Origin of the sequence: Collimonas sp., from assembly GCF_035566375.1 — a bacterium.
Classification (GTDB): domain Bacteria; phylum Pseudomonadota; class Gammaproteobacteria; order Burkholderiales; family Burkholderiaceae_D; genus Collimonas.
Genome location: NZ_DATMRK010000013.1, coordinates 14,665 through 40,537, shown reverse-complemented (window position 1 = coordinate 40,537; position 25,873 = coordinate 14,665). Strand labels below are relative to the sequence as shown.

The following is a 25,873-nucleotide window of genomic DNA, read 5'->3' as shown; positions in this document are numbered from 1 at the left end:
GATGCAAAATATCAGGCGTCTTTTGCCCACCGTAGTGACCTCGCTGGTCACTTTGCTCTATCCGCTCGCGATCTGGCTTGGTCACGGGCGCGTCGAGCCACGCCTGCTGGCCTTGTTGCTGGTGCTGGCCGCAGCCACGCGCCTGCCGGCCCTTAAGCTGAGCCGTGCCAGCCGCTGGTGGCTGGCAGGGGCTTTATTACTTGCGGCCGTGGCGATTTGGAACAACGCCTTACTGCCTTTGAAGCTGTATCCCGTGCTGGTCAATCTCGGCATGTTGACGGTCTTTGGTTACAGCCTGTATGCGCCGCCATCGATGATTGAACGCATGGCGCGCCTGAGCGATCCGGCTCTACCTGCCTACGCGGTTGCGTACACCCGCCGGGTTACTCAGGTATGGTGCGGATTCTTTGTCATCAATGGCATGCTGGCCCTGCTGACAGCCGTCTGGGCCTCCGCTGCCGTCTGGTCGCTCTACAACGGCGTGCTGGCTTATGTACTGATGGGCTGCTTGTTTGCCGGTGAATATCTGGTGAGGATCGTCGTCAGGCGCCGCCATCGCCAACTCGCAGTACAAGCTGACGGGCAGTCGGACGGACAACATGTCTAATCCTCCTGATCTGTTGACCTTATTGAGGGAGCTGCCCGGCCAGGAGTTGGAGCGCTCATTCGCATGGCGTGACGGCAAATCTCTCAGCTATGCCTATCTGCTCGCCCAGGTTGCCGCCTGGCGGCGCTTGCTGGCGCGCCAGACCGGCTCGCGTTTCGCCTTGTATTCAAGCGACAGCGCCACCTTTGCCTGTATCTTGTTGGGCGCATGGCAGGCTGACAAGACGATCTATCTGCCGGGTGATGTGTTGCCTGCCACCTGCGCCAATCTTAGCGCGCTGGTAGACGGTTATCTGGGCGAGTTCCCGGCGCAATATGCGCCGTTGACCATCGATAGCGAAGACGGGATTCAGGCAAGCCCGGAATTCAAAGCGCTGCTGCCGGATTTTCCCGGATTGGTCATTTATACCTCAGGCAGTACAGGTGAACCACAAGCAGTACCAAAATTTCTATCTCAACTGGCCAGCGAAGTAGCGTCTTTGGAACAGTTGTTTGGCGACAGGATCGGCGACGCCGATATCGTTGCGACGGTTTCGCACCAGCATATTTACGGCTTGCTATTCAAAGTGCTGTGGCCCTTGACTAAAGGCCGTGCAATACACGCGCAGCAAATCAGTTATCTGGAACAGTTCCAGCCGCAGCGAGGCGATAAACCGGTCATCCTGATCTCCAGTCCCGCCCATCTGAGGCGGTTGCCTGCGGTGTTTGCGCGAGACCAGGCCGCTTCGATACGCGCCATATTTTCGTCCGGCGGTCCGTTGCAGGCAGAAGTAGCCTTTACCGTTGGACGTCTGCTGGGATCGGTTCCGATCGAGGTGTACGGCAGTTCTGAAACCGGCGGTGTGGCCTGGCGTCAGCGGATTGCCGATGCAGATGACAGCTGGCAGGTGATGCCAGCGATTACCTGGCGTGTCGCCTCTAACGACGAGGTACTCGAAATTCGTTCGCCCCATCTGCCGGACGCCGGCTGGCATGCGCTGGCTGATCAGATACAGGTCGTCGACCAGCAGCGTTTTTGCTTGAAGGGGCGCGTTGATCGGATTGTCAAAGTCGAAGAAAAACGTATCTCGCTGGATGCGTTGGAGCGGCAACTGAAAACAATGATGCAGGTAGCGGATGCGCGCGTGTTGTTGGTGGAACAGCCCGAGTCAGAGTTGGAATCACAGCTGAAACCACAGCTGAAACCACAGCAACGGCAGCGGCTTGCCGCTTTCGTAGTGCTATCCGCTGCCGGCTTGAAGATTCTGGCGGCGCAAGGCAAGCTGGCTTTGAATAACATGCTGCGTGACGGTATGGCGCATGCGGTGGAGACGGTTGCGTTGCCGCGCAGCTGGCGCTATCTGGAAACGATGCCGGTGAACGCGCAAGGCAAGACCACACGCGCCGCTTTGCTGGCGCTGTTGGAATCGCCGGCGTCAGGCAGTTCAGAGTTGGCCGGGCGTCCGCTCAAACCCGTCGTGCGTTTGCTGGAGCAAGACACCCATCGCGTATTGTTGGAATTGACCGTGCCGGCCGATCTCTTGTATTTCAACGGCCACTTTGATGGCGCGCCGATTTTGCCTGGCGTGGTGCAACTCGATTGGGCTATCAACTATGGACGCCAATACTTTGCATTGGCGCCGCAATTCCTGGGCATGCTTGGCTTGAAATTTCAACGTGCGATTATGCCGGGCATGGTGGTGCAGTTAGAGTTGCTGCACGAGTTGAAACATGACTCTATGCAAAATCCGCCAAAGAGCAGCTTGGTGTTTCGCATGTTCTCAACGGCAGGGCAGCACGCCAGCGGCCGCATCACGTTTGGAGCCAGCCATGCAGCAAGCTGAATTTATTCCACCATTTATCCCCGCACACAAAACCGGGCAATTCAGGCCGTGCGCAGTGATCCCGGTCTATAACCATGAACATGCCATCGGTGCGGTGCTGGCGGCGGTGCTGGCGCATGATTTGCCGTGCGTACTGGTGGATGACGCCAGTTCGGCCTCGTGCGCAGCGGTACTTGATGGATTGGCAAGCACTCATCCCGGGCAAGTCACCTTGTTGCGCCATGCCGTTAATCGCGGCAAGGGCGGTGCGGTGCTGACTGGCGCCCAGCATGCCGCCGCCGCCGGCTATACCCATGCGCTGCAGATCGATGCCGACGGCCAGCATTGCACCGACGATATTCCGCGGTTTTTGCAACAAGCCGCCGCCAAGCCGCAAAGCTTGATTGCCGGTTGTCCGCAATACGACGACAGTGTCCCGGCTGTACGTTTTTATGCCCGTTATCTGACCCATGTCTGGGTTTGGATTAACACCCTGTCGCTGGACATCAGGGATTCGATGTGCGGCTTCCGGGTCTATCCCTTGCCGTCCCTGATGCGTCTGACGCAACGCAAACAACTGGGCGAGCGGATGGATTTCGATACTGAAGTACTGGTGCGGTTGTACTGGGATGGCGTGCCCGTCGTCAATCTGCCGACCCGCGTGACTTATCCCGCGGACGGCATTTCCCATTTCCGCGCCGGTCTCGATAATCTGCTGATTTCTCGTATGCACGCCACCTTGTTCTTTGGCATGCTCTGGCGCGCGCCGCGTCTGCTGGGGCGCCGCCTGGGGTTAAGCCGAGGTCAATCTTGAGGACGGATCAGCGCCATTGGGCGCAAATCAACGAAGCCAGCTTTGTCGGCGGCATGCGGCTATTGTTCGCGATATACCGGATCGGCGGGCGCTGGCCGTTTCGCCTGGTGCTGTATCCAGTGCTAGCCTGGTATTTACTGAGCAAGCCAGCGGCGCGGCGCGCTTCCATGGCTTATTTGCAACGGCTTTGTGCTTTTAATCCGAGCGTGGCCAGGCTCAACCGGATTCGACCGGACTGGCGCGGGGTGTATCAGCATTTTGTGGCTTTTGCCGAAAATATCCTCGACAAGATGTTGTTGTGGGGCGGCATGTTCAAAACCGCCGAGGTGGTTTCGTTCGGCCGCGAACAGATGCAGGAAAACATGCAGGCGCAGCGTGGTGGCTTGTTGATTTGTGCGCATCTGGGCAATCTTGAATTATGCCGGGTGCTGTCGCGCCAGCACCGCGGACTGCGGATTACGGTGCTGGTGCATACCAAGCACGCCCAGGCGTTTAACCGGCTGCTGGCAAAACTTGATCCGGACAGCCAGTTGAACCTGATGCAAGTAAGCGAGATGACGCCTGCCACCGCCATGCTACTGGCTGAGAAGGTAGGGCGCGGCGAATTTGTGGCGATTGCCGGCGATCGCGTTCCGGTGTCGGCCACGCCACGCGTAGCGCACGCCGCATTTTTGGGGGAGGCAGCGGCCTTTCCGGTTGGCCCTTATGTACTGGCTAGCTTGCTGCAGTGCCCGGTCTACCTATTGTTTTCAATGACAAAGAACGGCCGCTCCGAGTGTCATTTCGAATTGTTTCGCGAAGCGATTCAATTGCCGCGCAAGAGTCGCGATCAAATCCTTCATGAACTGGCCACCGCCTATGCGGCAAGATTGGAGCATTTTTGCCTAAAGGCTCCGTTGCAGTGGTTCAATTTTTACGATTTCTGGCATTTATCCGGGTACCAAGATGCATCTCGCTGAACTGAAAGAGCTGTCTGCACTACCTGCGTCGCAGACACCGCAGGCGCCTCAACCACGCGCCGTCCTATTCGACCAAGGCCGCTTGACGATCGAAGACATTGTCGATATCGCGTCAGGAGCGGCGCAAGTTACCTTGTCCGATGCGCCGGCGTTCCGTGCCGTGATTAGCCGCGGCGCCGATTTCCTCGATCGCCTGCTGCGTGAGGACGGCACCATTTATGGCGTCACCACCGGATATGGCGATTCCTGCACCGTTAACGTCCCGCCCGAACTGATCGCTGAATTGCCGCATCATTTGTACACTTATCACGGCTGCGGTTTGGGCGAGTTGTTTAGTCCTGCGCAAACACGGGCCATTATGGCAGCGCGGCTGGCATCGCTCAGCAAAGGCTACTCCGGCGTTAGCGTCGGCCTGTTGGAACAGATTGCGCGCTTGCTGAAAGAGGATTTGCTGCCACTGATCCCATCCGAAGGATCGGTCGGCGCCAGCGGCGACCTGACGCCGCTTTCCTATCTGGCAGCGGTGCTGTGCGGCGAACGCGAAGTCTGGCGCGACGGTGTCAAGGTCGGCGCAGCCGAGGCTCTGGCGACAGCCGGTATCACGCCACTGCGCCTGCGGCCGAAGGAAGGGCTGGCGATCATGAACGGCACCGCGGTAATGACTGCCCTGGCCTGCCTGGCTTATGACCGCGCGCAATACCTGGTGCGTATCGCCACCCGCATTACCGCCATGGCGAGTTTCGCTCTGGATGGCAATGCTCATCATTTCGACGCCACTTTGTTTGCCGTCAAGCCGCACGCCGGCCAACAGCAAGTGGCCGCCTGGCTGCGCCAGGATTTGCCGGTGGACGACGCGCCGCGCAATCAAAAACGTCTACAGGATCGCTATTCCATCCGTTGCGCGCCGCATGTGATCGGCGTGCTGGCCGATGCCTTGCCTTGGATGCGCGAATCGATTGAAAACGAATTGAATAGCGCCAACGACAATCCGATCATCGACGCTGAAAATGAGCGGGTGCTGCATGGCGGTCATTTTTATGGCGGCCACATTGCATTCGCCATGGATAGCATGAAAAATGCGGTCGCCAATGTCGCCGATTTGCTCGATCGGCAGATGGCTTTGCTGGTCGATAGCCGTTACAACCACGGCTTGCCGGCCAATTTATCCGGCGCCGAAGGGCCCCGCGCCAGCATTAACCACGGCTTGAAGGCTCTGCAAATCAGTGCCTCCGCCTGGACCGCCGAAGCGCTCAAGCAGACCATGCCAGCCTCGGTGTTTTCGCGTTCTACCGAATGCCACAATCAAGATAAGGTCAGCATGGGGACGATTGCCGCCCGTGACTGCCTGCGAGTGCTGCAACTGACCGAACAAGTGGTAGCCGCACTGTTAATCAGCGTGCGCCAGGGTGTCTGGCTACGCAGCCGGCTTGATGGCGCAGCGCAGCCGCAACAGAATCTGCAGCAGATGATGGAATTGCTGGCGGCCGACATTGCGGTGATACAGGAAGACCGCATGCTGGAGCCGGATTTGCGCCGCTTGCTGGAACGCATACGCCTCCAGCAATGGCAGTTGTACGAGTGACGCCATGACTGACTTACATACCAAAGGGCGCTGGTCGGCAGAGGTGGAGTTGCAGGTGCAATTCTTTGACCTCGATCCGATGCAGATTGTCTGGCATGGCAATTACGTCAAGTACCTGGAAGTGGCGCGCTGCGCGCTGTTGGATGCGCTGCGTTACAACTATCCGGAAATGCAGGCGTCCGGCTACTCCTGGCCGATCATCGATTTGCACCTGCGTTATGCTCATCCGGCAACATTCGGGCAGCGCGTCAAGGTGAGCGCCAGCGTCATCGAGTGGGAAAATCGCCTCAAGATAGCCTACGTGATTACCGACAGCGTGAGCGGCCAGCGCCTTAGCCGTGGCACTACGACGCAGGTCGCGGTGGATATGGCGACGCGCGAAATGTGTTTTGCGTCGCCGCCCGTGTTATTTCAAAAATTAGGAATTGAGCAAGTATGAGACGCAATGTAAGGCGAAGTATGAAGCGAAGTTTTGCCGCCGTCCTTTTAGCCGGTACCGCTTTGTCGGCCGCCTTCACGGCGTATGCTGCAGCGCCAGTGGAAAAAATCCAGGCTATGCTGGCGCGGCCGCCAATCTTGTGCGGCCGTTTCGATCAAAGCAAGCAACTGGTCGGCATCAAGAAGCCATTGTTGTCGAACGGCCGGTTTTGCGTGGTAAACGGCAAGGGTGTTCTATGGCGCACTTTGCAACCGTTTCCCAATACGCTACGCCTGAAGCGCGACGAAATCGTACAAATGCAGGGCGATCGGGTTGCCATGCGCATGGACGCCAAGCAAGAACCGGTAGTCCGGATGATTAACGGCGTGCTGTTCTCATTGCTGGCCGGCGATCTCAGTCAACTGGAAACCCTGTTTGAACTGGACGGCAGCGTCCAGGGCAATAGCTGGAAAGTCGGGCTGACAGCGCGCCAACCGGCGTTGGCCAAGGCAATCGGCACATTGGCCCTGACTGGTAGCGCTTACGTCAAGACCGTGACTATCAACGAAGCCAGCGGCGATCACACTGAAATCAGTTTTTCCGGCCTGCAAAGCGGCAGCAGCGCGATGACGGCTGAAGAAGGGGCGGCATTTGAGTGATTTCGGCCGCAGTGGCAGCTTGAAGATCAGTTGGCCGAGGCGCATGGCGCTGATATGGGCCCTGGCGGTTGCCTTGCTGCTGGCGCATGGCGGCTACCTGTGGCTGGTCAAGGGCGTGGTGCCGGATACCGACATCCTGGCCTTGTTGCCAGTCGAGCAGCGCGACCCGGTGCTGCAGCAGGCGTTCACGCATATGGTCGACGCCGCCCAGCAACGCGTGATCGTACTGGTCGGTGCCGACGACTGGGAACATGCCCGCGCCGCTGCCGATGCCTACAGCGCGGTGCTGGCCAAACATCCGGCTCTGCTGCAGAGCGGGGTTCAACTGTCGGCGCAAAACCAGCAAGACTGGCTGGCGCCATCGCAACAGATGCGGCTCAGCTTGCTGACGCCGGCGCAACAAACAGCGCTGCGTACCCAACCCCCGCAATATTGGGTCGACACTGCACTGCAGCAGTTGTACAGCCCGTTTTCCGGGCCCAAGCTGAGCGCCTGGCAAGACGATCCGTTCGGTTTGTTCAGCGGCTGGGTGCAAGCCCGTGCGCAGGAAACGCCGGTGCGTCCGCGCGACGGTTATCTGTTCGTCGAGGACAAGGGGCGTCCTTACATCATGCTGCTAATGAATTTGCGGCAGCCGGCATTCTCGATGGCGACCCAACAGGCATTGTTACCGCTGCTGGAACAGGCTGGCAAGGCAGCGCGGCAGGCGGCGCCGGCGGTCGAGCTGATCAGCGCCGGGGTGGTCCTGCATGCGGGAGCCGGCAGCGCGCAAGCTAGTCGGGAGATGTCGACCATCGGCATCGGCTCGCTATTGGGCGTGGTACTGCTGATGTGGCTGACCTTCCGTTCCTTGCGGCCGATCGGGTTGATCGTGCTGTCTATAGGCATCGGCTGCCTGGCGGCCTTTTCTCTGTGCTGGATGATTTTCGGACAAGTGCATTTGCTGACGCTGGTATTCGGCGCCAGCTTGATCGGCGTGGCCCAGGATTACGGGATTTATTTCTTGTGCAGCCGGGTTTTTGCCGATCAGTCGCTAGGATCCTGGCAATTGCTGCGGCGCCTGTTGCCCGGCCTGGCACTGACCCTGGCCGCTGCGGTGATCGGTTACATCGGCCTGGCGCTGACGCCGTTTCCGGGTTTGCGGCAGATGGCCTTGTTCTCGGTGCTGGGTTTGGTGTTTGCCTGGTTGACGGTGATTTTCTGGTTTCCGACATTGTTAACTGCGGCTACGCTGAAAAGCTCGCCCTTTGCCAGCTGGGTCGGCCGGACTCGACGGCATTGGCCGTTGCTGCGCTTGAATCGGGCGTCGGCGCTGATAGCGCTATTGTTCGGGATTTTTGCCCTGGCCGGCATGATGCGCCTGACTGTGAACGACGATATCCGCTCCCTGCAGACGCCGCCGAAAGCATTGCTGGCGGATCAGATCAAGTTGGGGAAATTACTCGATGCGCCAACGCCGGTGCAGTTCTACCTGGTGCGTGGCGCCAGCGCGGAACAGGTATTGCAGCGCGAGGAAACATTAAGGCAGCGGCTGGAACCGTTGATTGTGAAGCACGTCATCAGCGGTTATCAGGCGATGTCTAACTGGACGCCGTCGTTGCAGGCGCAGGCGGCGAATCGGGCTTTGGTCACGCAGGCCTTGCTTGCTGCAGACGGGCCATTGAAGACGCTGGCGGTGCAGTTGGGTGAAGGCGATGGCTGGGTCGCGCAAATGCGCAGCCGGGCGCTGAGCGCGGCGGCAAGCGCGAATGGTGGTCACGATCTTACCCCGGCTGAATTTCTGAAGAGCGCCGCCAGCGAGCCGTCGCGCCATCTTTGGTTGGGAAAAGTTGAGAGTGCGCAAGGCAGCGTCTACGCCAGCATTGTCGCTTTGCGCGGGCTCAATAATTATGGCAACCTGCCCACCCTGAAGCAGGCTGCCGAGCAATTGGAAGGTGTGTCATGGGTCGACAAGGTCAGCGAAATATCTTCGGTGCTGGGTCACTACCGGCAATATATGGGGTGGGTATTGCTAGGTGCTTACGCCGCAATCTATTTGCTGTTATTTGCACGCTACCGCAGCGCGGCCTGGCGTGTGCTGACGCCGCCGGCCGTCGCCAGCATCGCCACCCTGGCTTTGCTTGGCCTGCTGGCACAGCCTTTGCAGTTGTTTCATGTGTTGGCGCTGATGCTGATTCTCGGCCTCGGCGTGGACTACGGCATTTTCTTGCAAGAACAAGGCATGCAGCGCGATCGCTTCGCTTGGCTCACGGTTAGTTTGTCGGCAGCGAGCGCCTTGCTGTCGTTTGGTTTGCTGGCGTTGTCCGCGACGCCGCCGTTGCATGCATTTGGATTCACGATGTTGATCGGAATTGCGATTGTCTGGTTGATTGCACCTTGTTTTAACCAGGATTTACAACCGGAAAAAGAAGAGAAAAATGCAAACAAGAGTTGAGCAGTGCGATGTTCTGGTGATTGGCGCCGGCCCGGCAGGTTCGGTGGCGGCGGCGTTATTGTTGCAGCAAGGTCGGCAAGTGCTGGTGCTGGAGCGCGAACAGTTTCCGCGTTTTAGCATAGGCGAAAGCCTGCTGCCGCAAAGCATGGAATATCTGCAGCAGGCGGGCATGTTGCAAGCCGTGGTGGAAGCCGGTTTTCAGTACAAGAACGGCGCCGCCTTTGTGCGCGGAGAGCGCTATACCGACTTTGATTTTCGCGACAAGCATTCTGCCGGCTGGGGCACTACTTACCAGGTACAGCGTGCGCATTTCGACCAATTGCTGGCCAATGAAGCCGAACGCCAAGGCGCGCAAGTGCGTTATCAGCACACTGTCACGGCATTCGATGGGAGTGCAGAAAAACCGCGGGTCACCGTGCGTCATGAAGACGGTTCGGAATACATAGTGGAAGCTGGTTTTGTTCTGGACGCCAGCGGTTTCGGAAGGGTATTGTCGCGTCTGCTGGAATTGGAAACACCATCGAATTTTCCGGTGCGCGGCGCTATCTTTACCCACATCGAAGATGGCATCGACGTGCCAGGTTTCGATCGCAACAAGATCCGCATTAGCGTGCATCCGGAACATTGCGATGTCTGGTACTGGCTGATCCCTTTTGCCGGCGGCCGCTGTTCCATTGGCGTGGTCGCCGAAACGGCTTTCCTGGAGCAGTTCAAGGGTAGCGAGAGCGAACGCCTGCAGACGCTGGTAATGCAAGATCCGGCATCGCATAGCTTGCTGAAGAATGCGCGCTGGGATACGCCGGCACGCCAGATCGTTGGTTACTCCTCCAACGTCAAATCGTTGTGGGGCAAGGGCTATGCTTTGCTCGGCAATGCCGGGGAATTCCTGGATCCGGTGTTTTCTTCCGGCGTCACGATCGCCCTCAAGTCCGCCAGCCTGGCCGCCGCCGCCTTGCAGCGCCAGTTCGCCGGAACGGCCGTCGATTGGGAAAATGAATATGCAATTCCGCTGAAAAAAGGCGTCGATACTTTCCGTACCTTTGTTGATTCCTGGTATTCGGGCGGATTCCAGAAAGTCATTTTTTATGAACAACAGCAGCCAGAGATACGTCGCATGATTGCTGCGATCCTGGCAGGCTATGCCTGGGACGACAGCAATCCGTACGTAAAGGAAAGCAAACGGCGCCTGAAGACCTTGGAGGAGATATGCGGTTGAATCTGCCCGGTCGCAGCGGCTGGCAGGGCCTTGGCGACTTGCGGTCTTGCATGCTGTTGGCTGCGCTGGTGCTGGCGTCTTTACTGGCCTCTTGTACAACTACGCCGGCATCGCAAGCGCCGGCGCGGCTGGGGTTGAAACTGGCGCCGGCAGCCTTAGGCGCCAATATCAGTTTGCAACAGCATTTGACGGTCGAACGCAATGGTCGTGTCGATCAGCTTGATGCTGCGCTGGAAATCGATCAACAGCAATTCAATATGGTCGGACTGGCGTTCGGCCAGCGTGTCTTGAGCCTGCATTATGATGGGCAGACTTTGCAGTCCTGGCGTCATCCCATGCTGCCGTCCCAGGTGCGGGCCGAAGATGTGTTGGAAGATACGCAATTGACATTGTGGCCACTGGCAGCAATTCGCCAGGCGCTGCCGGCAGGCTGGGCGATCGAGCAACAAGGATTGCAGCGAACCCTGTCGCTGCAAGGAGAGACGGTGACGGTGATCAACTACAGCACGCCGACGCCGTGGGACGGCAAAGTGGAACTGAATAACCTGCGCTACCATTATCGTTTGACGATCGAGTCGGTCAGCGACACTGCCGTTGACGCCCCGGCTCCATCTGCCACAACCGTACCAACTGCGGCGCCATAAGCATGTTTTATCTCAATCAACTCGGCATGATTTGTCCGCTTGGTGAAAACCACGCCGAGATCAGCCGCCGCCTGTTCGCTGGCGACAGCGGCGTCGTCATGACGCCGCGCTATTCGTCGGGGCGGGCGCCGGAGCAGGATCTGGCGCTGGGTTGCGTGGAGGCGGTTCTGCCGGATATCAGCGGGCTGCCGTTGGACCAGCGCAGCCGCAATAACCAACTGGCACTGGCGGCGCTGGCGCAGATCCGGCCGCAAGTGGATGCGGCCATACAACAGTTTGGCGCGGACCGAGTGGCTATCGTGCTTGGCACCAGCACCTCTGGCATAGCGCAGAGCGAAGCGGCGTTTCGCTATCGGCTGGCGAACGGTGAGTTTCCTGCCGATTTTGGTTATGGACAGCAAGAAATGGCTTCGCCGGCGGCGACCTTAGCGTCGGTGCTGGGCGTGACCGGGCCCGCCTATGTGCATTCCAGCGCCTGTGCGTCGAGCAGCAAGGCTATGGCTAGCGCTGCGCGCTTGATCAAGATGGGCTTATGCGATGCGGTGTTGACCGGCGGGGTTGATTCTCTGTGCGCCTTTACCGTGGCCGGCTTTACCGCACTGGAATCGGTCAGCGTAGCGCGCTGCAATCCGTTCAGCGCCAATCGCAACGGTATTAATATCGGTGAGGGCGCCGCCTTGTTCTTGATGAGCAAGGCTGAGGCCATCGTGAGTTTGCGCGGCTGGGGTGAATCCTCAGACGGTTATCATATTTCAGCGCCGGATCCGTCCGGCGCAGGTGCTCGCAGTGCAATGGAACAAGCTCTGGCGCGCGCCGGTGTGACGCCGCAACAAATCGATTACATCAACTTGCATGGCACGGCTACTGTGCAAAACGACGCCATGGAAGGGCGGGCGGTTGCTGCTATGTTCGCTGACCATGTGGCGCTCAGCTCGACCAAGCCTTTCACCGGCCACGCGCTGGGAGCCGCCGGTGCGGTCGAGGCGGGCTTGTGTTGGCTGGCAATGCAGGACAATAATCCGCAGGGCCGGTTGCCGCCGCATTTGTGGGATGGCGTCAGCGATCCTGGTTTGCCGCAGCTCAATCTGTTGCCCATCGGCGCCCGTCTGGGACAACCTTTGCGTTTGGTTTTGAGTAACTCTTTTGCATTTGGCGGCGCCAATGCAAGTTTGCTGTTGGGGCGTGAATGATGAGTGCGTCGATCATAAATCAGTCGAGGACAAAGCAGTCGAGGACAAATCAGTCGAACACGGTCGAATCCTTGGATATTCGCCGTTTTTTGCCGCATTCCGGCGTCATGGTGTTGCTGGACCGGCTGCTGGAAGTCGGACCGGAAGATTTGTGGGCTGAGGTGACTATCCGGCCCGACAGTATGTTTTGCGACGCCCATGGCGTGCCTGGCTGGGTCGGCGTCGAATATATGGCGCAGGCAATTGCCGCCTACGCTGGGTATGCCGCGCAGTTGTGCAACGATGCGGTGAAAATCGGTTTCTTGCTGGGCACCCGGCGCTACGAAGCCAATTGCCCAAGCTTTGCTATCGGCAGCAAGCTGAAAGTACATGTACACAGAATATTGCAGGCAGACAATGGGATAGGATCGTTCGAATGCCATATCCATTCTGCCGGGCAGCAACTGGCTAGCGCCACCGTTACCGTGTTTCAGCCGGCTGATGCGGCTGTTTTTCTTGAGGGAAGTAGTGAATGACGTTGGAATTGAATATGGCAGAACCCCCAACTACCCGGTTAGACAAAACCGTGCTGGTCACCGGCTCCAGCCGCGGGATCGGCAAGGCCATCGCATTGCGCCTGGCGCGCGACGGTTACGATATTGTCTTGCATTGCCATCAACAGCGTGAGGCAGCCGATGCCGCAGCGCACAGCGTGCGTGAGCTGGGGCTACAAGCGCGCGTCTTGCAATTCGATATAGGCGATCGCCGGGCCAGCGCTAGCGCCTTGCTGGCAGACATCGAGCAACACGGCTGTTATTACGGCGTGGTGTGCAATGCCGGTGTCGCGCGCGACAATGCTTTTCCTGCCATGCCGGGGGAGGATTGGGATCTGGTCCTGAAGACCAACCTGGATGGTTTCTACAATGTCCTCAATCCCCTGGTGATGCCGATGGTGCAGCGCCGCGCACCTGGCCGTATCGTGACTTTGGCTTCGGTGTCGGGATTGATCGGCAACCGCGGCCAGGTCAATTACAGCGCGGCCAAAGCCGGGATTATCGGCGCCACCAAAGCGCTGGCGATCGAGCTGGCCAAACGCAACATCACGGTCAACTGCGTGGCGCCTGGTTTGATAGAAACCGACATGATCGATCAGGTGCCGCTGGATGAAGCGCTCAAGCTGATTCCGGCGCGCCGGGTCGGCAAACCGGAGGAAGTGGCGGCGACGGTGGCTTTCCTGATGCATGCCGATGCCGCATATATCACGCGCCAGGTGATTTCGGTTAACGGAGGCATGGCATGACAGGCACAACAACAGCACGCCGGGTAGTGGTGACCGGCATGTCCGGCATCAGCCCGATCGGTAACGACTGGTGCGCCATTCGCGCTCATCTCGGCAGTTATCGCAACGCCATAGTACGGATGGAAGACTGGGCCGGTTACGACGGCTTGAACACCCAGTTGGGCGCCCCTGCCGCGGAATTCGCCTTGTCCGATCGCTATAACCGCAAAACCATGCGCAGCATGGGACGAGTCGCTTTGATGGCGACCCGCGCTAGCGAACTGGCTCTGATCGATGCCGGCCTGATAGACGATCCGGTGCTGAAAAGCGGCGCCTGCGGAATCGCCTACGGTTCTTCCGCAGGTACGCCGCAGGCGATCGGCGATTTTGGCCGGATGATGGATGAACGCAGTACGCGGGGTATCACCGCTACTACCTATATCAAAATGATGGCGCACACCGCGCCGGTCAATATCGGTGTGTTTTTCGGCATTACCGGGCGCGTGATCACCACTTCCAGCGCCTGCACTTCCGGCAGCCAGGGGATTGGTTACGCATATGAAGCTATCCGTAGTGGCCGCCAGCAAATCATGATCGCCGGCGGCGCCGAAGAATTGTGCGCTACCGAAGCGGCGGTATTCGATACGCTGTTTGCCACCAGCGTGCGCAATGACACGCCGGCCATGACGCCTAGCCCATTTGACAGCAGCCGGGATGGTCTGGTGATAGGTGAAGGCGCGGGCAGTTTGATTCTGGAAGATTTCGAACATGCGCGTGCCAGAGGTGCAAAGATGTACGCCGAAATCGTCGGTTTCGGCACCAATAGCGACGGCTGTCACGTCACCCATCCAAACGCCGATACCATGCAGGTCGCGATGACGCTGGCGCTGGCTGACGCCGCATTGCCGGCAGCAGCGATTGGCTATATCAATGCCCATGGCACCGGCACCGAACAGGGCGATATTGCCGAGTCTTACGCAACTGCGGCTGTATTTGGCCAGCGCACGCCTATCAGTTCACTCAAGAGTTATACCGGGCACACGCTAGGTGCTTGCGGCGCTCTGGAAGCCTGGATCGGTATCGAAATGATGCGTTCCGACTGGTTTGCGCCGACCATCAACCTGAAGCAAGTGGATCCGCTATGTGCTGACCTGGACTACATTGTCGATCAGGGGCGCAGTTTGCAATGCGAATATTTCATGTCGAATAATTTTGCGTTTGGCGGTATCAATACATCCTTGATTTTCAAACGTCTGGATTAGCGCTGCAAATGCCGTCCGCTGTTATTTTTCTGCACAACGCCAATCAGTTGGCGGATGAAGACCGCGACCGTTTTCTTGCCTGTTTAAGTGAAGCGGAGCTGTTGCGTTACCAGCGTTTCCTGCGGCCGCTGCGCCAGCGTGAATTTTTATCAGGCCGGATATTGCTACGCTTTGCCATGTCACGCCTGGCCGGCATTGCGCCTGACGCCGTGCATGTCATCGAGCGTAAAAATCAAGCACCGTTGGTGCAGCTGCCCGTTACCAGCACTGTGCACCCCCGCTTCAGCTTGTCGCATAGCCGCGGCTGGGTTGCTTGTGCCGCCAGCGTTGATTCGGCGCTGGGTCTAGACATAGAGGCGCTGGATACTGAGCGCGACGTGGATGCGATTGGTCGCGCCGCCTTTTCTGATGCCGAAAGCAGTTGGCTATCCAGCCGTCCCGTCGAAAATAAAGTGGCGGACTTCTATACCTTGTGGAGCAGCAAAGAGGCAGTGTTTAAATTAATGTCGGCCCAGGAGGGCGACGCAGCGTCACCTGAGCTGGTAGCCGGTGGGGTACGTTTGCGATCAGGGCCGGGATGGCATGCACGCACATGGTCGCAGCAAGGCTTGGCAATCGCGCTATGCAGCGGCGATCGCTTGCATTCGGTAGCGCAGATCTACCTGCTTGGCGCCACGCCGTCGGCCTGGTCGGAACAGTTAGGCAATGACTGATTCGCCGGGCAACAACGGTTGCCTATTTCCGCGCCCATAGCCAGTTCCAGAACCCAGGCAGGCGCACAACTTGTGCGCTGTCACGTACGCTTCTTGCCAGGGCCGCACGCTCTAGTGCGGCCTTGTCGTCGTAAAACGGCTTGCTTGCAACCGGCAGCTGGACCGCACGCGCGCAATCCATCAGTATTTGCAAATATTCCGCCATGTGATCGGCAGTGTAACTATTTATATCGTGGAAAGTCACCACCACCGGGATACTTCCATCGACCGTCGGCAACTCGCCTGCGGCAATCCGCTCGCGCACGTCAGTCAACAGATGCAACATGTTGGAGCGTCTTCTCAGGCTGAACTTGATGCCATATATCTTGCCGTCGTTCGCGCTCAAATCCGTCAGCAAAATGTGCATGCCATGCTGTTGGTAAACGTCAAAAGTACGCTTGTCGTAGTTCCAGAACGGCGGCCGAACCAGTTTCGGCGCGCTTCCCTGAATGGACGCAATGTCGGCAATGCCATCGTTTAGCGATTGTTCGAATATTTCGGGGCTAAGGGAGCGATGGTTTGCATGACGTGGCGTAGCAGTATGAAAGCCAAGTAAATGCCCTTCATCAATTTCACGCCGCAATATGTTTCGCCCGAAGTCCGTCTCGCCAGCGTCAGACGAACGGGTCTGCACAAAAAAGAGGGCTTTGATGCCGGGTTGCAGTGGATTATGCGTGAGCGTGTTCAGTATGGACAGTGTCGGATTGTCAGTCCTTGGTCTGGCCGGGCCATCGTCGAAAGTCAGCAGAAACCGAATCGGCGCTTGAGATTTTAATCGCTCGGCAGTTTGAGGTGAGACAGGAACCGGTTCAATAGCGCAACCTGTAGCGCCGATCGCCACGAAAATCACGATCAAGCCGGAAATGATCTTTTTGATCTGTCGTGATGAGGTAAAAATTACGTTGTGCAATGGCATTATTGAAACGAGAAGCGAAGACAAGTGGTGGCAGACAGTAGGGCAGTGGGTGACTTTGGGGGCGACGCGCCGCTAATGATACGCCCTCGACCTGCGCTGTTCGCTAGCTGTTACAAACAACAACAATTGCGGTGGCCGTATAGGTAAGCATGGGTGTCAAAAAATATTCTTGAGAGCGCGGAGGCTGTATGAGCAGGCCCTGGCGGTTTCAGGCAGATCGCATGGTCCGTATTTTTGTTGTGCTTAAAAACAACATTTCGCCAAATATTGCAAAATTGTACTTTTTTTGTGGACGGAATTTTATAGAAATGTTAAGTTTTGCGCCCTGACAACTTTCCGAGTTGAAATGTGAACTCTGGGTGATCAGAAGCCAAGGCTGATTCCTGTTGATAGCATCAATTGGGTATCAGCTTGGGTATTAGCTATTTATATCTTATTGTCGATTGCCCCCAAGGGGGAGTTTTGGAGAAGAGCAATTGAAGCAAATTAGAGTGATTCCAATATTGGCCGCGACAGCGTTGCTGTCAGCGCTGGGTGGTTGCGCCACCGAGACTTCCAACGCCTTGCCGGTGCTGAAGGTAGAGACCGCCAACAAGCCATACAATGGCGCGCGTACTCAGATCGCAGTTGGTAAATTTGATAACCGCTCCAGCTATATGCGCGGCATCTTTTCCGACGGCGTCGATCGCCTGGGCGGACAAGCCAAGACCATTCTGATTACCCATCTCCAGCAAACCAATCGCTTCAATGTCCTCGATCGGGACAATATGGAAGAGATCAGGCAAGAGGCTGCTTTGCAGAAGCAAGCCCAGACCCTGAAGGGCGCGGATTTTGTCGTCACCGGCGACGTCACCGAGTTTGGCCGCAAGGAAGTCGGCGACCAGCAGCTGTTCGGTATTCTGGGCCGTGGCAAGACGCAGACTGCGTATGCCAAAGTGAATCTGAATATCGTCAATATCAAAACTTCGGAAGTGGTGTACTCCACCCAAGGTGCTGGCGAATACAACCTGGCTGCGCGCGAGATCATCGGTTTCGGCGGCACCGCCAGTTACGACTCCACGCTGAACGGCAAAGTACTTGACCTGGCGATGCGTGAAGCCATCAACAATCTGGTCGCCGCTATCGATTCCGGCGCTTGGCAACCTAGTAAATAACCACAACTCAGAACGCCAAATATCATGAAGAACAAGTTTGTAAAACGGCATGTCTTGTCAATTTCGTTGCCATTTGCCTTGACCGCTTGCGCGCTGCTGGCAGGCTGCAATACACCACCGAAACCGCTATATCAGTGGGAAAGTTATCAGCCGCAGGTCTATGAGTATTTCAAGGGACAGGCTTCGGTAGAGCAGGTGACAGTTCTGGAGCGCGATCTGCAGAAAATCCGCGCAGCCGGGAATATGCCGCCGCCGGGATATCACGCCCAACTGGGAATGTTATACGCCAGCCTGGGAAAAGAGGAGCAAGTGGTGCAGGAGTTCCAGACAGAGAAAGAGCTGTTTCCGGAGTCATCGGCCTACATGGATTTCCTGATGAGAAAATTCAAAAAATAAGAGGGTGGACATGTTAGAAAAGATTATGAAGTCGTTGGTTTGCATATCGGTCGTACTGCTGGCTGCGGGCTGCGCTGCACCTGTCAAGCAGCTTGACTATACGGCGTTCAAGCAAAGCCGTCCTAAAACCATCCTGATATTGCCGCCATTGAACGAGTCGCCGGACGTCGCGGCAACCTACAGCATGTTGTCGCAGATGAGCTATCCTCTGGCCGAGGCTGGTTATTATGTGTTGCCGGTGGCGTTGGTCGATGAGACGCTCAAGCAAAACGGCATGACCAACGCTGCAGACATTCACACGATTGCGGCGGCCAAGTTGCAGGAAATCTTTGGCGCTGACGCCGCACTGTATGTCACCGTGAGCAAGTACGGTTCCACTTATACAGTGGTGAATAGCGTGGTTGAGGTGAGGGCCAATGCCAAGCTGATCGACTTGAAAAGCGGCGCTCTTCTGTGGTCGGGTACCGCCAGCGCCTCCAGCAATGAAGGAAACAATAATAGCGGCGGCGGTTTAATTGGCGTACTGGTGACGGCAGTCGTCAATCAGATTATCAATAACGTTTCCGACAAGAGCCACGACATTGCCGGCTTGACCAGTCAGCGTTTGTTATCGACTAATCAGCCGAACGGTATCTTGCACGGTCCGCATTCACCGAAATACGGCACCGAATGATGTAATCCGGATTGACCATGCCAAGGTTTGGCATGGTCATGTGGCTTTCAAAATTTCAAACACCCAGCCTGTGTTTTTGCAGTACTTCTGTTTCACACTGGCTGCGGCTGCTTCATATATATCAGAGCTTTTTCAGGCGCTTTGCGTTGGCTGTTGCCCGTGCATGAATCGGATGCAATCCGGTTTGGGCAATATTCGCTAGCGAGGTGTTGAGCTGGGACACCGCTTCCGCCGAGTTGCGCATGGTGTCATGTGCCAGTTTGCTCTGGCGATGTCCTGACTGGTGCAGCGTGCTGCTGCTGGCTACCGACATCAGGTTGGCGGCGCCATCCAGCATGTGTTGAATCGCCAGCCTGGCAACTTCCTGATGCAAGCTCATCATCCGGATTGCCATGGCGTGCGCCGACTCGGTTGCCGCCTCCATTTTTTCCTGGCTCATCAGATTGAATTCATTGCGGTCGCTCACGCTTGGCGCCGGGCCGGCCAGCGCCAGGCGTGCGGTGCGGTGGCCGATCACCTGTGCGGATGCGCTCATCATTTCCCCGGTTTTGAACAGCAGGTCGGTCCAGGCGCTCATTGGGCTGGCGACGACGGAATTGCGGACGCGGTACGATTTCATGGTGATTCCTTGATCGTCTGACGACAGTAAATTAATTTAAACGGTGTTCGGGCCGCAGGACGTCATGCCTGTCTGATACAGGTCGGCAGTAAGTCGTGCAGTTGTTCGAGACGCTTACTCAGTTATAGTCTTGATAGCGCTAACAATACCTCTTTTTATCTACCGGTTGTGGTTTTTATGCCGCATTGCAACATAATTTTGCAATTTAATGGGTTGTTTAATATAAAGGCAATTAAATTGCTCTTTGAGCTGTCCCTATGACGCACTTGGTTAAAATTCCCAAATCTTCATAAATGCGTAACATTGCTTCGGGTAAAATCCAGATATGAAAATTTTGATCAGCAACGACGATGGTTACTTGGCGCCGGGCATCATCGCACTGGCGAATGCGCTGACGCCGATTGCCGAAATCGTAGTGGTGGCGCCGGACAGCAATCGCTCCGGCTCTTCCAATTCGCTGACCCTGGATCGCCCTCTATCCGTGCAACGCGCCGAAAACGGCTTTTATTTTGTTAACGGAACCCCGTCTGATTGTGTGCATATAGCGTTGACCGGCTTGCTTAATTTTCGACCGGATCTGATTGTGTCTGGCATTAATCAGGGCCAAAACATGGGCGATGACACCCTTTATTCCGGCACCGTGGCGGCGGCCACCGAGGGGTTTTTGTTTGGCATTCCCGCCATCGCTTTTTCGCAGTTGCACAAAGGCTGGGATGAGTTGGAGGCGGCAGCCATGGTGGCGCGAGAAATTGTCGAACGCCGTTTCGATAATTTGCCGCAACCTTATCTGCTGAATGTGAATATTCCCAATCTGCCTTACGACCAGTTGAAATCGATAGTGGCAACCCGTTTGGGAAAGCGGCATGAGTCGGAGGCAGTCATCAGGGATAAAGACCCGCATGGCCGCGACATATACTGGATCGGACCGCCAGGCGCCGCGCGCGACGCTGGCGAGGGCACCGATTTCCATGCGACGGCCAACGGCCATGTCTCGATCACTCCCTTGCAAATAGATTTGACGCATGCGGCGCAGTTGGCCGGGCTAAGGAAAGACTTGTCATGACCGACAAGGCCAAGCGTTTCCCGCTGACGCTGTCGTCGCTGGTCGACAAGAAATCCGGCGCTGACCAGAATAAGCGTAGCGTCGCCACCCCGCAGACCGCAACCAAAAACGCAGCTTGGGAAAATGCCCGGTCGACCTCCCGGAATGCTGCTGGCGTGTCGCCAACGGCGCCGGCAAGCAAGCCGCTGTCACGGCCTATGCAAACCGCAAGCCATGTCGAGCGCTCAGGCTCGATGGTGTCCGAAGGGGTGCGCAAAGCCATGGTGGAGCGGGTTGCCAGGCAAGGTGTAAATGACGCCAAAGTGCTGGCCGCGATGGCAGCGGTGCCACGCCATATGTTCATGGAGCCAGGCTTGTCGAGCCAGGCGTACATCGATGCCTCGCTGCCGATCGGCCATCATCAGACAATTTCCCAGCCGTATATCGTGGCGCGCATGATAGAGATCATGCGTGATAACCAGCAAGGCGGCATCTTGAATCGCGTGCTGGAAATCGGCACCGGCTGCGGCTATCAGGCGGCGGTGCTGTCTCTGGTTGCCAAGGAAGTCTATTCGATAGAGCGCATCAAGCCGTTGCATGAACTGGCAAGAAGCAACTTGCGCCCGCTGCGGATTGCCAACATCCGTTTGCATTACGGAGATGGTATGCTTGGGCTGCCACAAGTGGCACCTTTCGACGGTATCATACTGGCTGCAGCCGGCCTCGAAGTGCCGCAAGCTTTACTAGACCAAATGACGATTGGCGGCCGCCTGGTGGCCCCGGTCGGCGCCCGTCATCAAGTACTGCAGCTCATCCAGCGAACAAGTAAATTTGATTGGACCAGTACCACACTGGAAGACTGTCATTTTGTGCCTCTGCGTGCCGGGACAGCTTGAACAGAATTAAATCAATTGTTGCATCTGGTGAAATAAATTGACGAATAAATTGACGAATAATCAGCGACCACGTCGCACATACTAATAAATGTAATGAGAATGAAGAAAACTCGCTTTATAGCTTTAGGATTAATGGTGGGTACGCTTGCCGCATGTACCACTCCGCGCACCCCCGCTCCGGTAGTCGAGCGGCGACCAGGCGGCAACGGCGCAGTAGCTGGCGCAGCCACACCCGATGCACCACGAGCCACTGAAGGACGCGGCTCTTACACTGTGAAGCAAGGCGATACCTTGTATCGGATTGCACTTGAATTCGGTCAAAGTTATCGCGATATCGTGGCTTGGAACAAACTGGAAAATGCGAATGACATCAAGGTTGGCCAAGTGCTGCGGGTGCAGCCCCCGGACGGTGGTTCGGGTTCGGCCGGCGGCGCCCAGATTGGCAATGTAGCCTCTGGCTCGGGAGTGGAAGTAAGGTCGCTGGGGGCGGCAACTCCAACCTCCAGCGCAGTCGCCGGCAATGCCGGCAACAAGAGCGGGCCGCGCGGTGACAAACGCCCGTATTCCGACAGCACACTGGCTGAATTGCAGAAACCTGATGCAGCCTCGTCCAGCGAGGTGTCGAAACCCGCAACGGCGCCGGCCGTGGCCGCACCTGCCGCTACCGCCGCCGCTAGCAGTGCAGCCTCTGCGGCGGCGCCATCGTCCGGCGATGAAGATCGGGTGGACTGGATGTGGCCGGCGGAAGGCAAGCAGGTCGCCTCTTTCGATCAGGGTAAGAAAGGCATCGATATTTCCGGCAAGGCTGGGCAGACTGTGGTTGCCGCAGCTGGCGGCAAGGTGATGTATGCCGGTAGCGGGATTCGCGGTTATGGTAATTTAGTTATCATCAAACATACCAGCAACTTGTTGTCCGCTTACGCGCATAATAAGAGCATCCTGGTAAAAGAGGGACAGACGGTGAGCAAGGGCCAGAAAATTGCTGAAATGGGGAATTCGGACAGCGACGCAGTCAAGCTGCATTTCGAAATTCGCCAGCAAGGCAAACCTGTGGATCCATCGAAATTCTTACCTAATCGATAAATGAGCAAACGGCCGACAGATCATCAGGATGACGAGCTTGACGTCTCATCGGAGCAGCTTGCCGATGATGGGCAAGATGATGTCGATGCTGTCACCGAGCAGGACGCTGACGACGAGGTTGTGGTTGACGGCGTGGTGGTGGTGGTCGATGGCGTCGAGGAGCTGAAGAAGGTCTTGGCAGCCGAGCTTTCGACTGACACCACGCAGCACTATTTGAATCAGATCGGCACCCGGCCGTTGTTGTCGGTCACCGAGGAAGTGCATTTTGCGACCTTGGCGAAACAGGGCAATTTCGAAGCTCGGCAGAAAATGATCGAGCACAATTTGCGCCTGGTAGTCTCGATTGCCAAGCACTATATCAACCGTGGCGTCGCCTTGCTCGATCTGATCGAGGAAGGCAATCTCGGTTTGATGCGCGCGATCGATAAATTCGAGCCTGAGCGCGGCTTCCGTTTCTCTACCTATGCCACCTGGTGGATACGTCAAAGTATCGAGCGCGCCATCATGAATCAGGCGCGCACCGTGCGATTGCCGGTGCACATGGTGCGCGAATTGAACCAGATCCTGCGCGCCAAATATCATCTGGAAGCACAGCACCACGACGGTAAGGACGCCAGCGCCGAAGATATCGCTCATCTGGTCGATAGGCCGGTGGAAGACGTGCAGGACGTGCTGGCCTTGTCCGAGCATGCTGCATCGCTGGATGCGCCGCTGGATCAGGATCCGCTGGCCAGCCTGATGGATTTGCTGCCGAGCGCTACCGAGGAAAATCCCGATTCGCGCGCCGAACAGCAGGAAATGTCGATTCTGGTGCGAGTCTGGCTGGAAAAGCTGACGGACAAGCAGCGCAACGTGATCATGCGTCGTTTTGGCTTGGATAACGACGATCCATCGACGCTGGAAGAGCTGGCGGCCGAAATAGGCGTCACGCGCGAGCGGGTACGGCAAATCCAACAAGAGGCGCTGCTCAAGCTGAAGCGCTTGCTGGGCGCCAAAGGTGTCGGCAAGGACTCCTTTCTCTAAGAGATCGTTGATACGCTGCGGCAGCATTCCTGCCGTACCCCTGCCGCAGATGGCGCTATAATCTCGGACTATTTTCTTTCCATTTGTTGTCCATGACGGGCAACGTATAACTGCTTTCTATGCAACAAGATACTATCGATATCAAATCCCTCGACATGGATGCGCGCGGGATCGGCCATTTGCAAAATGAGGATGGCAGCCAGGGCAAGGTTATTTTTGTCGAGGGTGCTTTGCCGGGCGAACGAGTCAGTTTCCTGTCATATCGCAAGAAGCCGAAATGGGAAGCGGCCACCATGACCGCCTTGCACAACGAGTCGGTATTGCGGGTGAAGCCGAAGTGCGCCGTATTCGGCATGTGCGGGGGCTGCGCCATGCAACACCTGGAACCGACTGCTCAGGTAGCCATCAAACAGCGCGTGCTGGAAGACAATCTGTGGCATATCGGCAAGGTCAAGGCGGAATCCATGCTGCGCCCGATTTATGGGCCGACCTGGGGTTATCGCTACCGGGCCCGCATATCGGTGCGCAATGTGCCTAAAAAAGGCGGGGTGCTGGTCGGTTTTCATGAGAGAAAATCATCTTTCATCACGGACATGAAAGCCTGCGAAATATTGCCGGCGAATGTGTCGGCGATGCTGGTGCCGCTACGCCATCTGATCGCTTCGCTGAGCCTGATTGACCACATTCCACAGATAGAACTGGCGGTAGGCGAGGGGCCGCAAGGCAAGATTACTGCGCTGGTATTGCGCATCATGGCGGCCTTGACGGCTGATGACGAAGTCAAGCTGAAGGCGTTTGCCGACCAGTATCAAGTGAATTGGTGGTTGCAGACTGCAGGCCCGGACAGCGCCTACCCGTTTTATCCGACGCAGGCTGAGCTGTATTACACCTTGCCTGAATTTGGCGTGCGCATGCCTTTCAAGCCTACCGATTTCACCCAGGTGAATCATCAAATCAACCGGGTAATGGTAGCGCGTGCTCTGCGTTTGCTGGATGTGCAGCCGCATGAGCGGGTGGCTGACCTGTTTTGCGGCTTGGGAAATTTCACTCTACCCTTGGCCACTCAAGCGCAGCAAGTGGTCGGCATCGAAGGCAGTCAAGCCTTGATCGACCGTGCCGGCGAAAATTCAGCGGTCAATCAATTGGCCGGCAAGACCACTTTTTATTGCCGCAATCTGTTTGAGGCAAGTGCTGAGGATTTTGTCGCGTTGGGCAAGTTTGACCGGATGCTGATCGATCCGCCGCGCGATGGTGCAGCGGCGGTGTGCGAAGCGATTGTCGGGCTTGCGGAAATTGATAAAACATTGATGCCGAAGCGCATTGTGTATGTCTCATGCAGTCCCTCGACTTTGGCGCGCGACGCCGGTTTGCTGACCGCCGGCGGCTATCGTTTGAGCCAGGCCGGGGTGGTGAATATGTTCCCGCACACTGCCCATGTGGAATCGATTGCGGTGTTCGATCTGCTTTAAGTTGTGCGATGCTATAAATAAAAAAGCCGGCAAAAAGCCGGCTTTTTACATTTTTGGGGTTGCTTAATTCCGATTGCCACCGAAAATGCCCAGCAGGGAAAGCAGGTTGACAAAGATATTGTAGACATCCAGATACAGGCTCAGTGTTGCTGAAATGTAATTTGTCTCGCCGCCATTGATGATGCGTTGCACGTCATACAAGATATAGGCTGAGAAAATCGCGATGGCAATTACCGATACCGCCAGATAGAGCGCCGGCACTTGCAGGAAAACGTTCGCCAAAGAGGCCAGCAGCAGCACTACCACGCCGGCAAACAGCCATTTCCCCATAGCCGAAAAATCGCGTTTGCTGACCGTTGCGATGCTTGCCATCACCACAAAAACGCTGGCAGTGCCACCGAAAGCCATCATGATCAGCGTCGCGCCATTGGAAAAGCCGACCAGCGTGTGGCCGATCAGGCGTGACAGCATCAGGCCCATGAAGAAGGTAAAGCCGAGCAAGAGCAAAACGCCCCAGCCGGTATTTTTGGTCTTTTCAATTGCATAGAAGAAACCAAATGCCACAGCCATGAAGGCCATGAAGCCGATCAGCGGACTGTTTCTAAAGAAACTAAAATCCATCTGTACCCCAAGCCAGGCGCCGGCAATCGTCGGCAGCATGGACAGCGCCAGCAGCCAGTACGTGTTGCGTAGCACGCGGTGCTGCGCGCTTAGTGCGGTGCTGCCCGGTGAGTAGGTCGGTTGCAGATTTTGGTCCATCAGGGACTCCTTTGGAAATTGCGAAAATATTAAACTGTTGCGATCATAGCACTACCAACAGCATCTTTACATCAGACAATAAAGCAGCAAAGTGGTTCTATCGATGGCTTCCACGATCTGCAGCTTGCGTTTTGGCTAGTTTTGACGATGCTACATGGGTGTTTCGTGTTAAAATCAAAGGTTGATTGAACTATTAACCAGTCATTTAAATACGCACTTTAACCCTTTCATTTTATTGGAGTTTTTC

Annotated in this window: 26 protein-coding genes; 23 read left to right on the top strand and 3 right to left on the bottom strand. The window is 56.7% G+C overall.

All coding sequences use genetic code 11. The features are described from left to right. Position 1 precedes the first annotated feature (1 nt). The 15 genes from VNZ60_RS03705 to VNZ60_RS03635 all read left to right on the top strand — a co-directional run bounded on the left by VNZ60_RS03705 (position 2) and on the right by VNZ60_RS03635 (position 15,557). Entirely contained in the window at positions 2 to 607 is a 606-nt protein-coding gene (locus tag VNZ60_RS03705) for a COG4648 family protein (RefSeq protein WP_325657075.1), read from the top strand. Then, positions 600 to 2,429, top strand: a complete 1,830-nt coding sequence (locus tag VNZ60_RS03700) for an ApeI family dehydratase (RefSeq protein ID WP_325657074.1) — start codon at positions 600 to 602, stop codon at positions 2,427 to 2,429. Before VNZ60_RS03705 ends, VNZ60_RS03700 begins: the two co-directional genes overlap by 8 nt. Next, the gene (locus tag VNZ60_RS03695; protein ID WP_325657073.1) at positions 2,416 to 3,222 is read left to right on the top strand and encodes a glycosyltransferase family 2 protein; all 807 of its coding nucleotides are present in this window, start codon (positions 2,416 to 2,418) and stop codon (positions 3,220 to 3,222) included. Before VNZ60_RS03700 ends, VNZ60_RS03695 begins: the two co-directional genes overlap by 14 nt. Positions 3,223 to 3,275: 53 nt before the next feature. Beyond that, positions 3,276 to 4,181: an LpxL/LpxP family acyltransferase gene (locus VNZ60_RS03690; RefSeq protein ID WP_414648769.1), complete on the top strand. Its 906-nt coding sequence runs from the start codon at positions 3,276 to 3,278 to the stop codon at positions 4,179 to 4,181. After that, positions 4,168 to 5,763 carry an HAL/PAL/TAL family ammonia-lyase gene (locus VNZ60_RS03685; protein ID WP_325657072.1) on the top strand — a complete coding sequence of 532 codons (1,596 nt, stop codon included), beginning with the start codon at positions 4,168 to 4,170 and terminating at the stop codon, positions 5,761 to 5,763. The genes VNZ60_RS03690 and VNZ60_RS03685 overlap by 14 nt, the downstream gene beginning before the upstream one ends. 4 nt (positions 5,764 to 5,767) lie before the next feature. After that, complete coding sequence (locus VNZ60_RS03680) at positions 5,768 to 6,202, top strand: acyl-CoA thioesterase (protein WP_325657071.1); 435 nt, start codon at positions 5,768 to 5,770, stop codon at positions 6,200 to 6,202. 20 nt (positions 6,203 to 6,222) lie between these two features. Continuing rightward, positions 6,223 to 6,840 carry an outer membrane lipoprotein carrier protein LolA gene (locus VNZ60_RS03675; protein WP_325657070.1) on the top strand — a complete coding sequence of 206 codons (618 nt, stop codon included), beginning with the start codon at positions 6,223 to 6,225 and terminating at the stop codon, positions 6,838 to 6,840. Positions 6,841 to 6,883: 43 nt separating this feature from the next. Then, positions 6,884 to 9,274: an MMPL family transporter gene (locus VNZ60_RS03670; protein WP_325657069.1), complete on the top strand. Its 2,391-nt coding sequence runs from the start codon at positions 6,884 to 6,886 to the stop codon at positions 9,272 to 9,274. Then, positions 9,258 to 10,490, top strand: a complete 1,233-nt coding sequence (locus VNZ60_RS03665) for an NAD(P)/FAD-dependent oxidoreductase (protein WP_325657068.1) — start codon at positions 9,258 to 9,260, stop codon at positions 10,488 to 10,490. The genes VNZ60_RS03670 and VNZ60_RS03665 overlap by 17 nt, the downstream gene beginning before the upstream one ends. Continuing rightward, positions 10,481 to 11,134 carry a DUF3261 domain-containing protein gene (locus tag VNZ60_RS03660; RefSeq protein WP_325657067.1) on the top strand — a complete coding sequence of 218 codons (654 nt, stop codon included), beginning with the start codon at positions 10,481 to 10,483 and terminating at the stop codon, positions 11,132 to 11,134. Before VNZ60_RS03665 ends, VNZ60_RS03660 begins: the two co-directional genes overlap by 10 nt. 2 nt (positions 11,135 to 11,136) lie before the next feature. Next, positions 11,137 to 12,324, top strand: coding sequence for a beta-ketoacyl-ACP synthase (locus VNZ60_RS03655; RefSeq protein WP_325657066.1), 1,188 nt, complete (start codon positions 11,137 to 11,139; stop codon positions 12,322 to 12,324). Positions 12,325 to 12,395: 71 nt separating this feature from the next. Further along, positions 12,396 to 12,839: a hotdog family protein gene (locus VNZ60_RS03650; RefSeq protein WP_325657065.1), complete on the top strand. Its 444-nt coding sequence runs from the start codon at positions 12,396 to 12,398 to the stop codon at positions 12,837 to 12,839. A 14-nt stretch (positions 12,840 to 12,853) separates the two neighbouring features. Continuing rightward, a complete protein-coding gene (fabG, locus tag VNZ60_RS03645) occupies positions 12,854 to 13,603 on the top strand; it encodes a 3-oxoacyl-ACP reductase FabG (protein ID WP_325657064.1) in 750 nt (249 codons plus the stop codon). Beyond that, positions 13,600 to 14,844 (top strand): beta-ketoacyl-ACP synthase, encoded by a 1,245-nt coding sequence (locus VNZ60_RS03640; protein ID WP_325657063.1) that lies wholly within the window; start codon positions 13,600 to 13,602, stop codon positions 14,842 to 14,844. The genes fabG and VNZ60_RS03640 overlap by 4 nt, the downstream gene beginning before the upstream one ends. 8 nt (positions 14,845 to 14,852) lie before the next feature. Further along, positions 14,853 to 15,557: a 4'-phosphopantetheinyl transferase family protein gene (locus tag VNZ60_RS03635; RefSeq protein WP_325657062.1), complete on the top strand. Its 705-nt coding sequence runs from the start codon at positions 14,853 to 14,855 to the stop codon at positions 15,555 to 15,557. Positions 15,558 to 15,579: 22 nt separating this feature from the next. On the opposite strand, the gene VNZ60_RS03630 is transcribed toward VNZ60_RS03635, so the two are convergent. Further along, on the bottom strand, positions 15,580 to 16,512 hold the full coding sequence (locus VNZ60_RS03630) for a polysaccharide deacetylase family protein (RefSeq protein WP_325657061.1): 933 nt from the start codon (positions 16,510 to 16,512) through the stop codon (positions 15,580 to 15,582). Positions 16,513 to 16,988: 476 nt separating this feature from the next. Between VNZ60_RS03630 and VNZ60_RS03625 the strand changes: the two genes are divergently transcribed. Genes VNZ60_RS03625 through VNZ60_RS03615 form a run of 3 tightly spaced genes read left to right on the top strand, consistent with a single transcriptional unit; the run spans position 16,989 to position 18,735 of the window. Then, on the top strand, positions 16,989 to 17,666 hold the full coding sequence (locus tag VNZ60_RS03625) for a CsgG/HfaB family protein (RefSeq protein WP_325657060.1): 678 nt from the start codon (positions 16,989 to 16,991) through the stop codon (positions 17,664 to 17,666). Positions 17,667 to 17,690: 24 nt separating this feature from the next. Further along, positions 17,691 to 18,062: a DUF4810 domain-containing protein gene (locus VNZ60_RS03620; protein WP_325657059.1), complete on the top strand. Its 372-nt coding sequence runs from the start codon at positions 17,691 to 17,693 to the stop codon at positions 18,060 to 18,062. Between the two features lie 10 nt (positions 18,063 to 18,072). After that, positions 18,073 to 18,735, top strand: a complete 663-nt coding sequence (locus tag VNZ60_RS03615; RefSeq protein ID WP_325657058.1) for a DUF799 domain-containing protein — start codon at positions 18,073 to 18,075, stop codon at positions 18,733 to 18,735. A 121-nt stretch (positions 18,736 to 18,856) separates the two neighbouring features. Here the strand turns inward: VNZ60_RS03615 and VNZ60_RS03610 are convergent, their stop codons facing one another. Then, the gene (locus tag VNZ60_RS03610) at positions 18,857 to 19,354 is read right to left on the bottom strand and encodes a polyhydroxyalkanoate granule-associated phasin (protein WP_325657057.1); all 498 of its coding nucleotides are present in this window, start codon (positions 19,352 to 19,354) and stop codon (positions 18,857 to 18,859) included. A gap of 325 nt (positions 19,355 to 19,679) precedes the next feature. Here VNZ60_RS03610 and surE point away from each other — a divergent pair, with 325 nt between their 5' ends. From surE to rlmD, 5 genes are all read left to right on the top strand, one after another. Next, positions 19,680 to 20,417: a 5'/3'-nucleotidase SurE gene (gene surE / locus VNZ60_RS03605; RefSeq protein WP_325657056.1), complete on the top strand. Its 738-nt coding sequence runs from the start codon at positions 19,680 to 19,682 to the stop codon at positions 20,415 to 20,417. Then, positions 20,414 to 21,292, top strand: coding sequence for a protein-L-isoaspartate(D-aspartate) O-methyltransferase (locus VNZ60_RS03600; RefSeq protein WP_325657055.1), 879 nt, complete (start codon positions 20,414 to 20,416; stop codon positions 21,290 to 21,292). The genes surE and VNZ60_RS03600 overlap by 4 nt, the downstream gene beginning before the upstream one ends. Positions 21,293 to 21,391: 99 nt before the next feature. Next, positions 21,392 to 22,375, top strand: a complete 984-nt coding sequence (locus VNZ60_RS03595; RefSeq protein WP_325657054.1) for a peptidoglycan DD-metalloendopeptidase family protein — start codon at positions 21,392 to 21,394, stop codon at positions 22,373 to 22,375. Next, on the top strand, positions 22,376 to 23,398 hold the full coding sequence (gene rpoS, locus VNZ60_RS03590; protein ID WP_325657053.1) for an RNA polymerase sigma factor RpoS: 1,023 nt from the start codon (positions 22,376 to 22,378) through the stop codon (positions 23,396 to 23,398). A 119-nt stretch (positions 23,399 to 23,517) separates the two neighbouring features. Next, a complete protein-coding gene (rlmD, locus tag VNZ60_RS03585) occupies positions 23,518 to 24,867 on the top strand; it encodes a 23S rRNA (uracil(1939)-C(5))-methyltransferase RlmD (protein WP_325657052.1) in 1,350 nt (449 codons plus the stop codon). Between the two features lie 63 nt (positions 24,868 to 24,930). Here the strand turns inward: rlmD and VNZ60_RS03580 are convergent, their stop codons facing one another. Beyond that, complete coding sequence (locus VNZ60_RS03580; RefSeq protein ID WP_325657051.1) at positions 24,931 to 25,626, bottom strand: Bax inhibitor-1/YccA family protein; 696 nt, start codon at positions 25,624 to 25,626, stop codon at positions 24,931 to 24,933. Between the last annotated feature and the right edge of the window lie 247 nt (positions 25,627 to 25,873).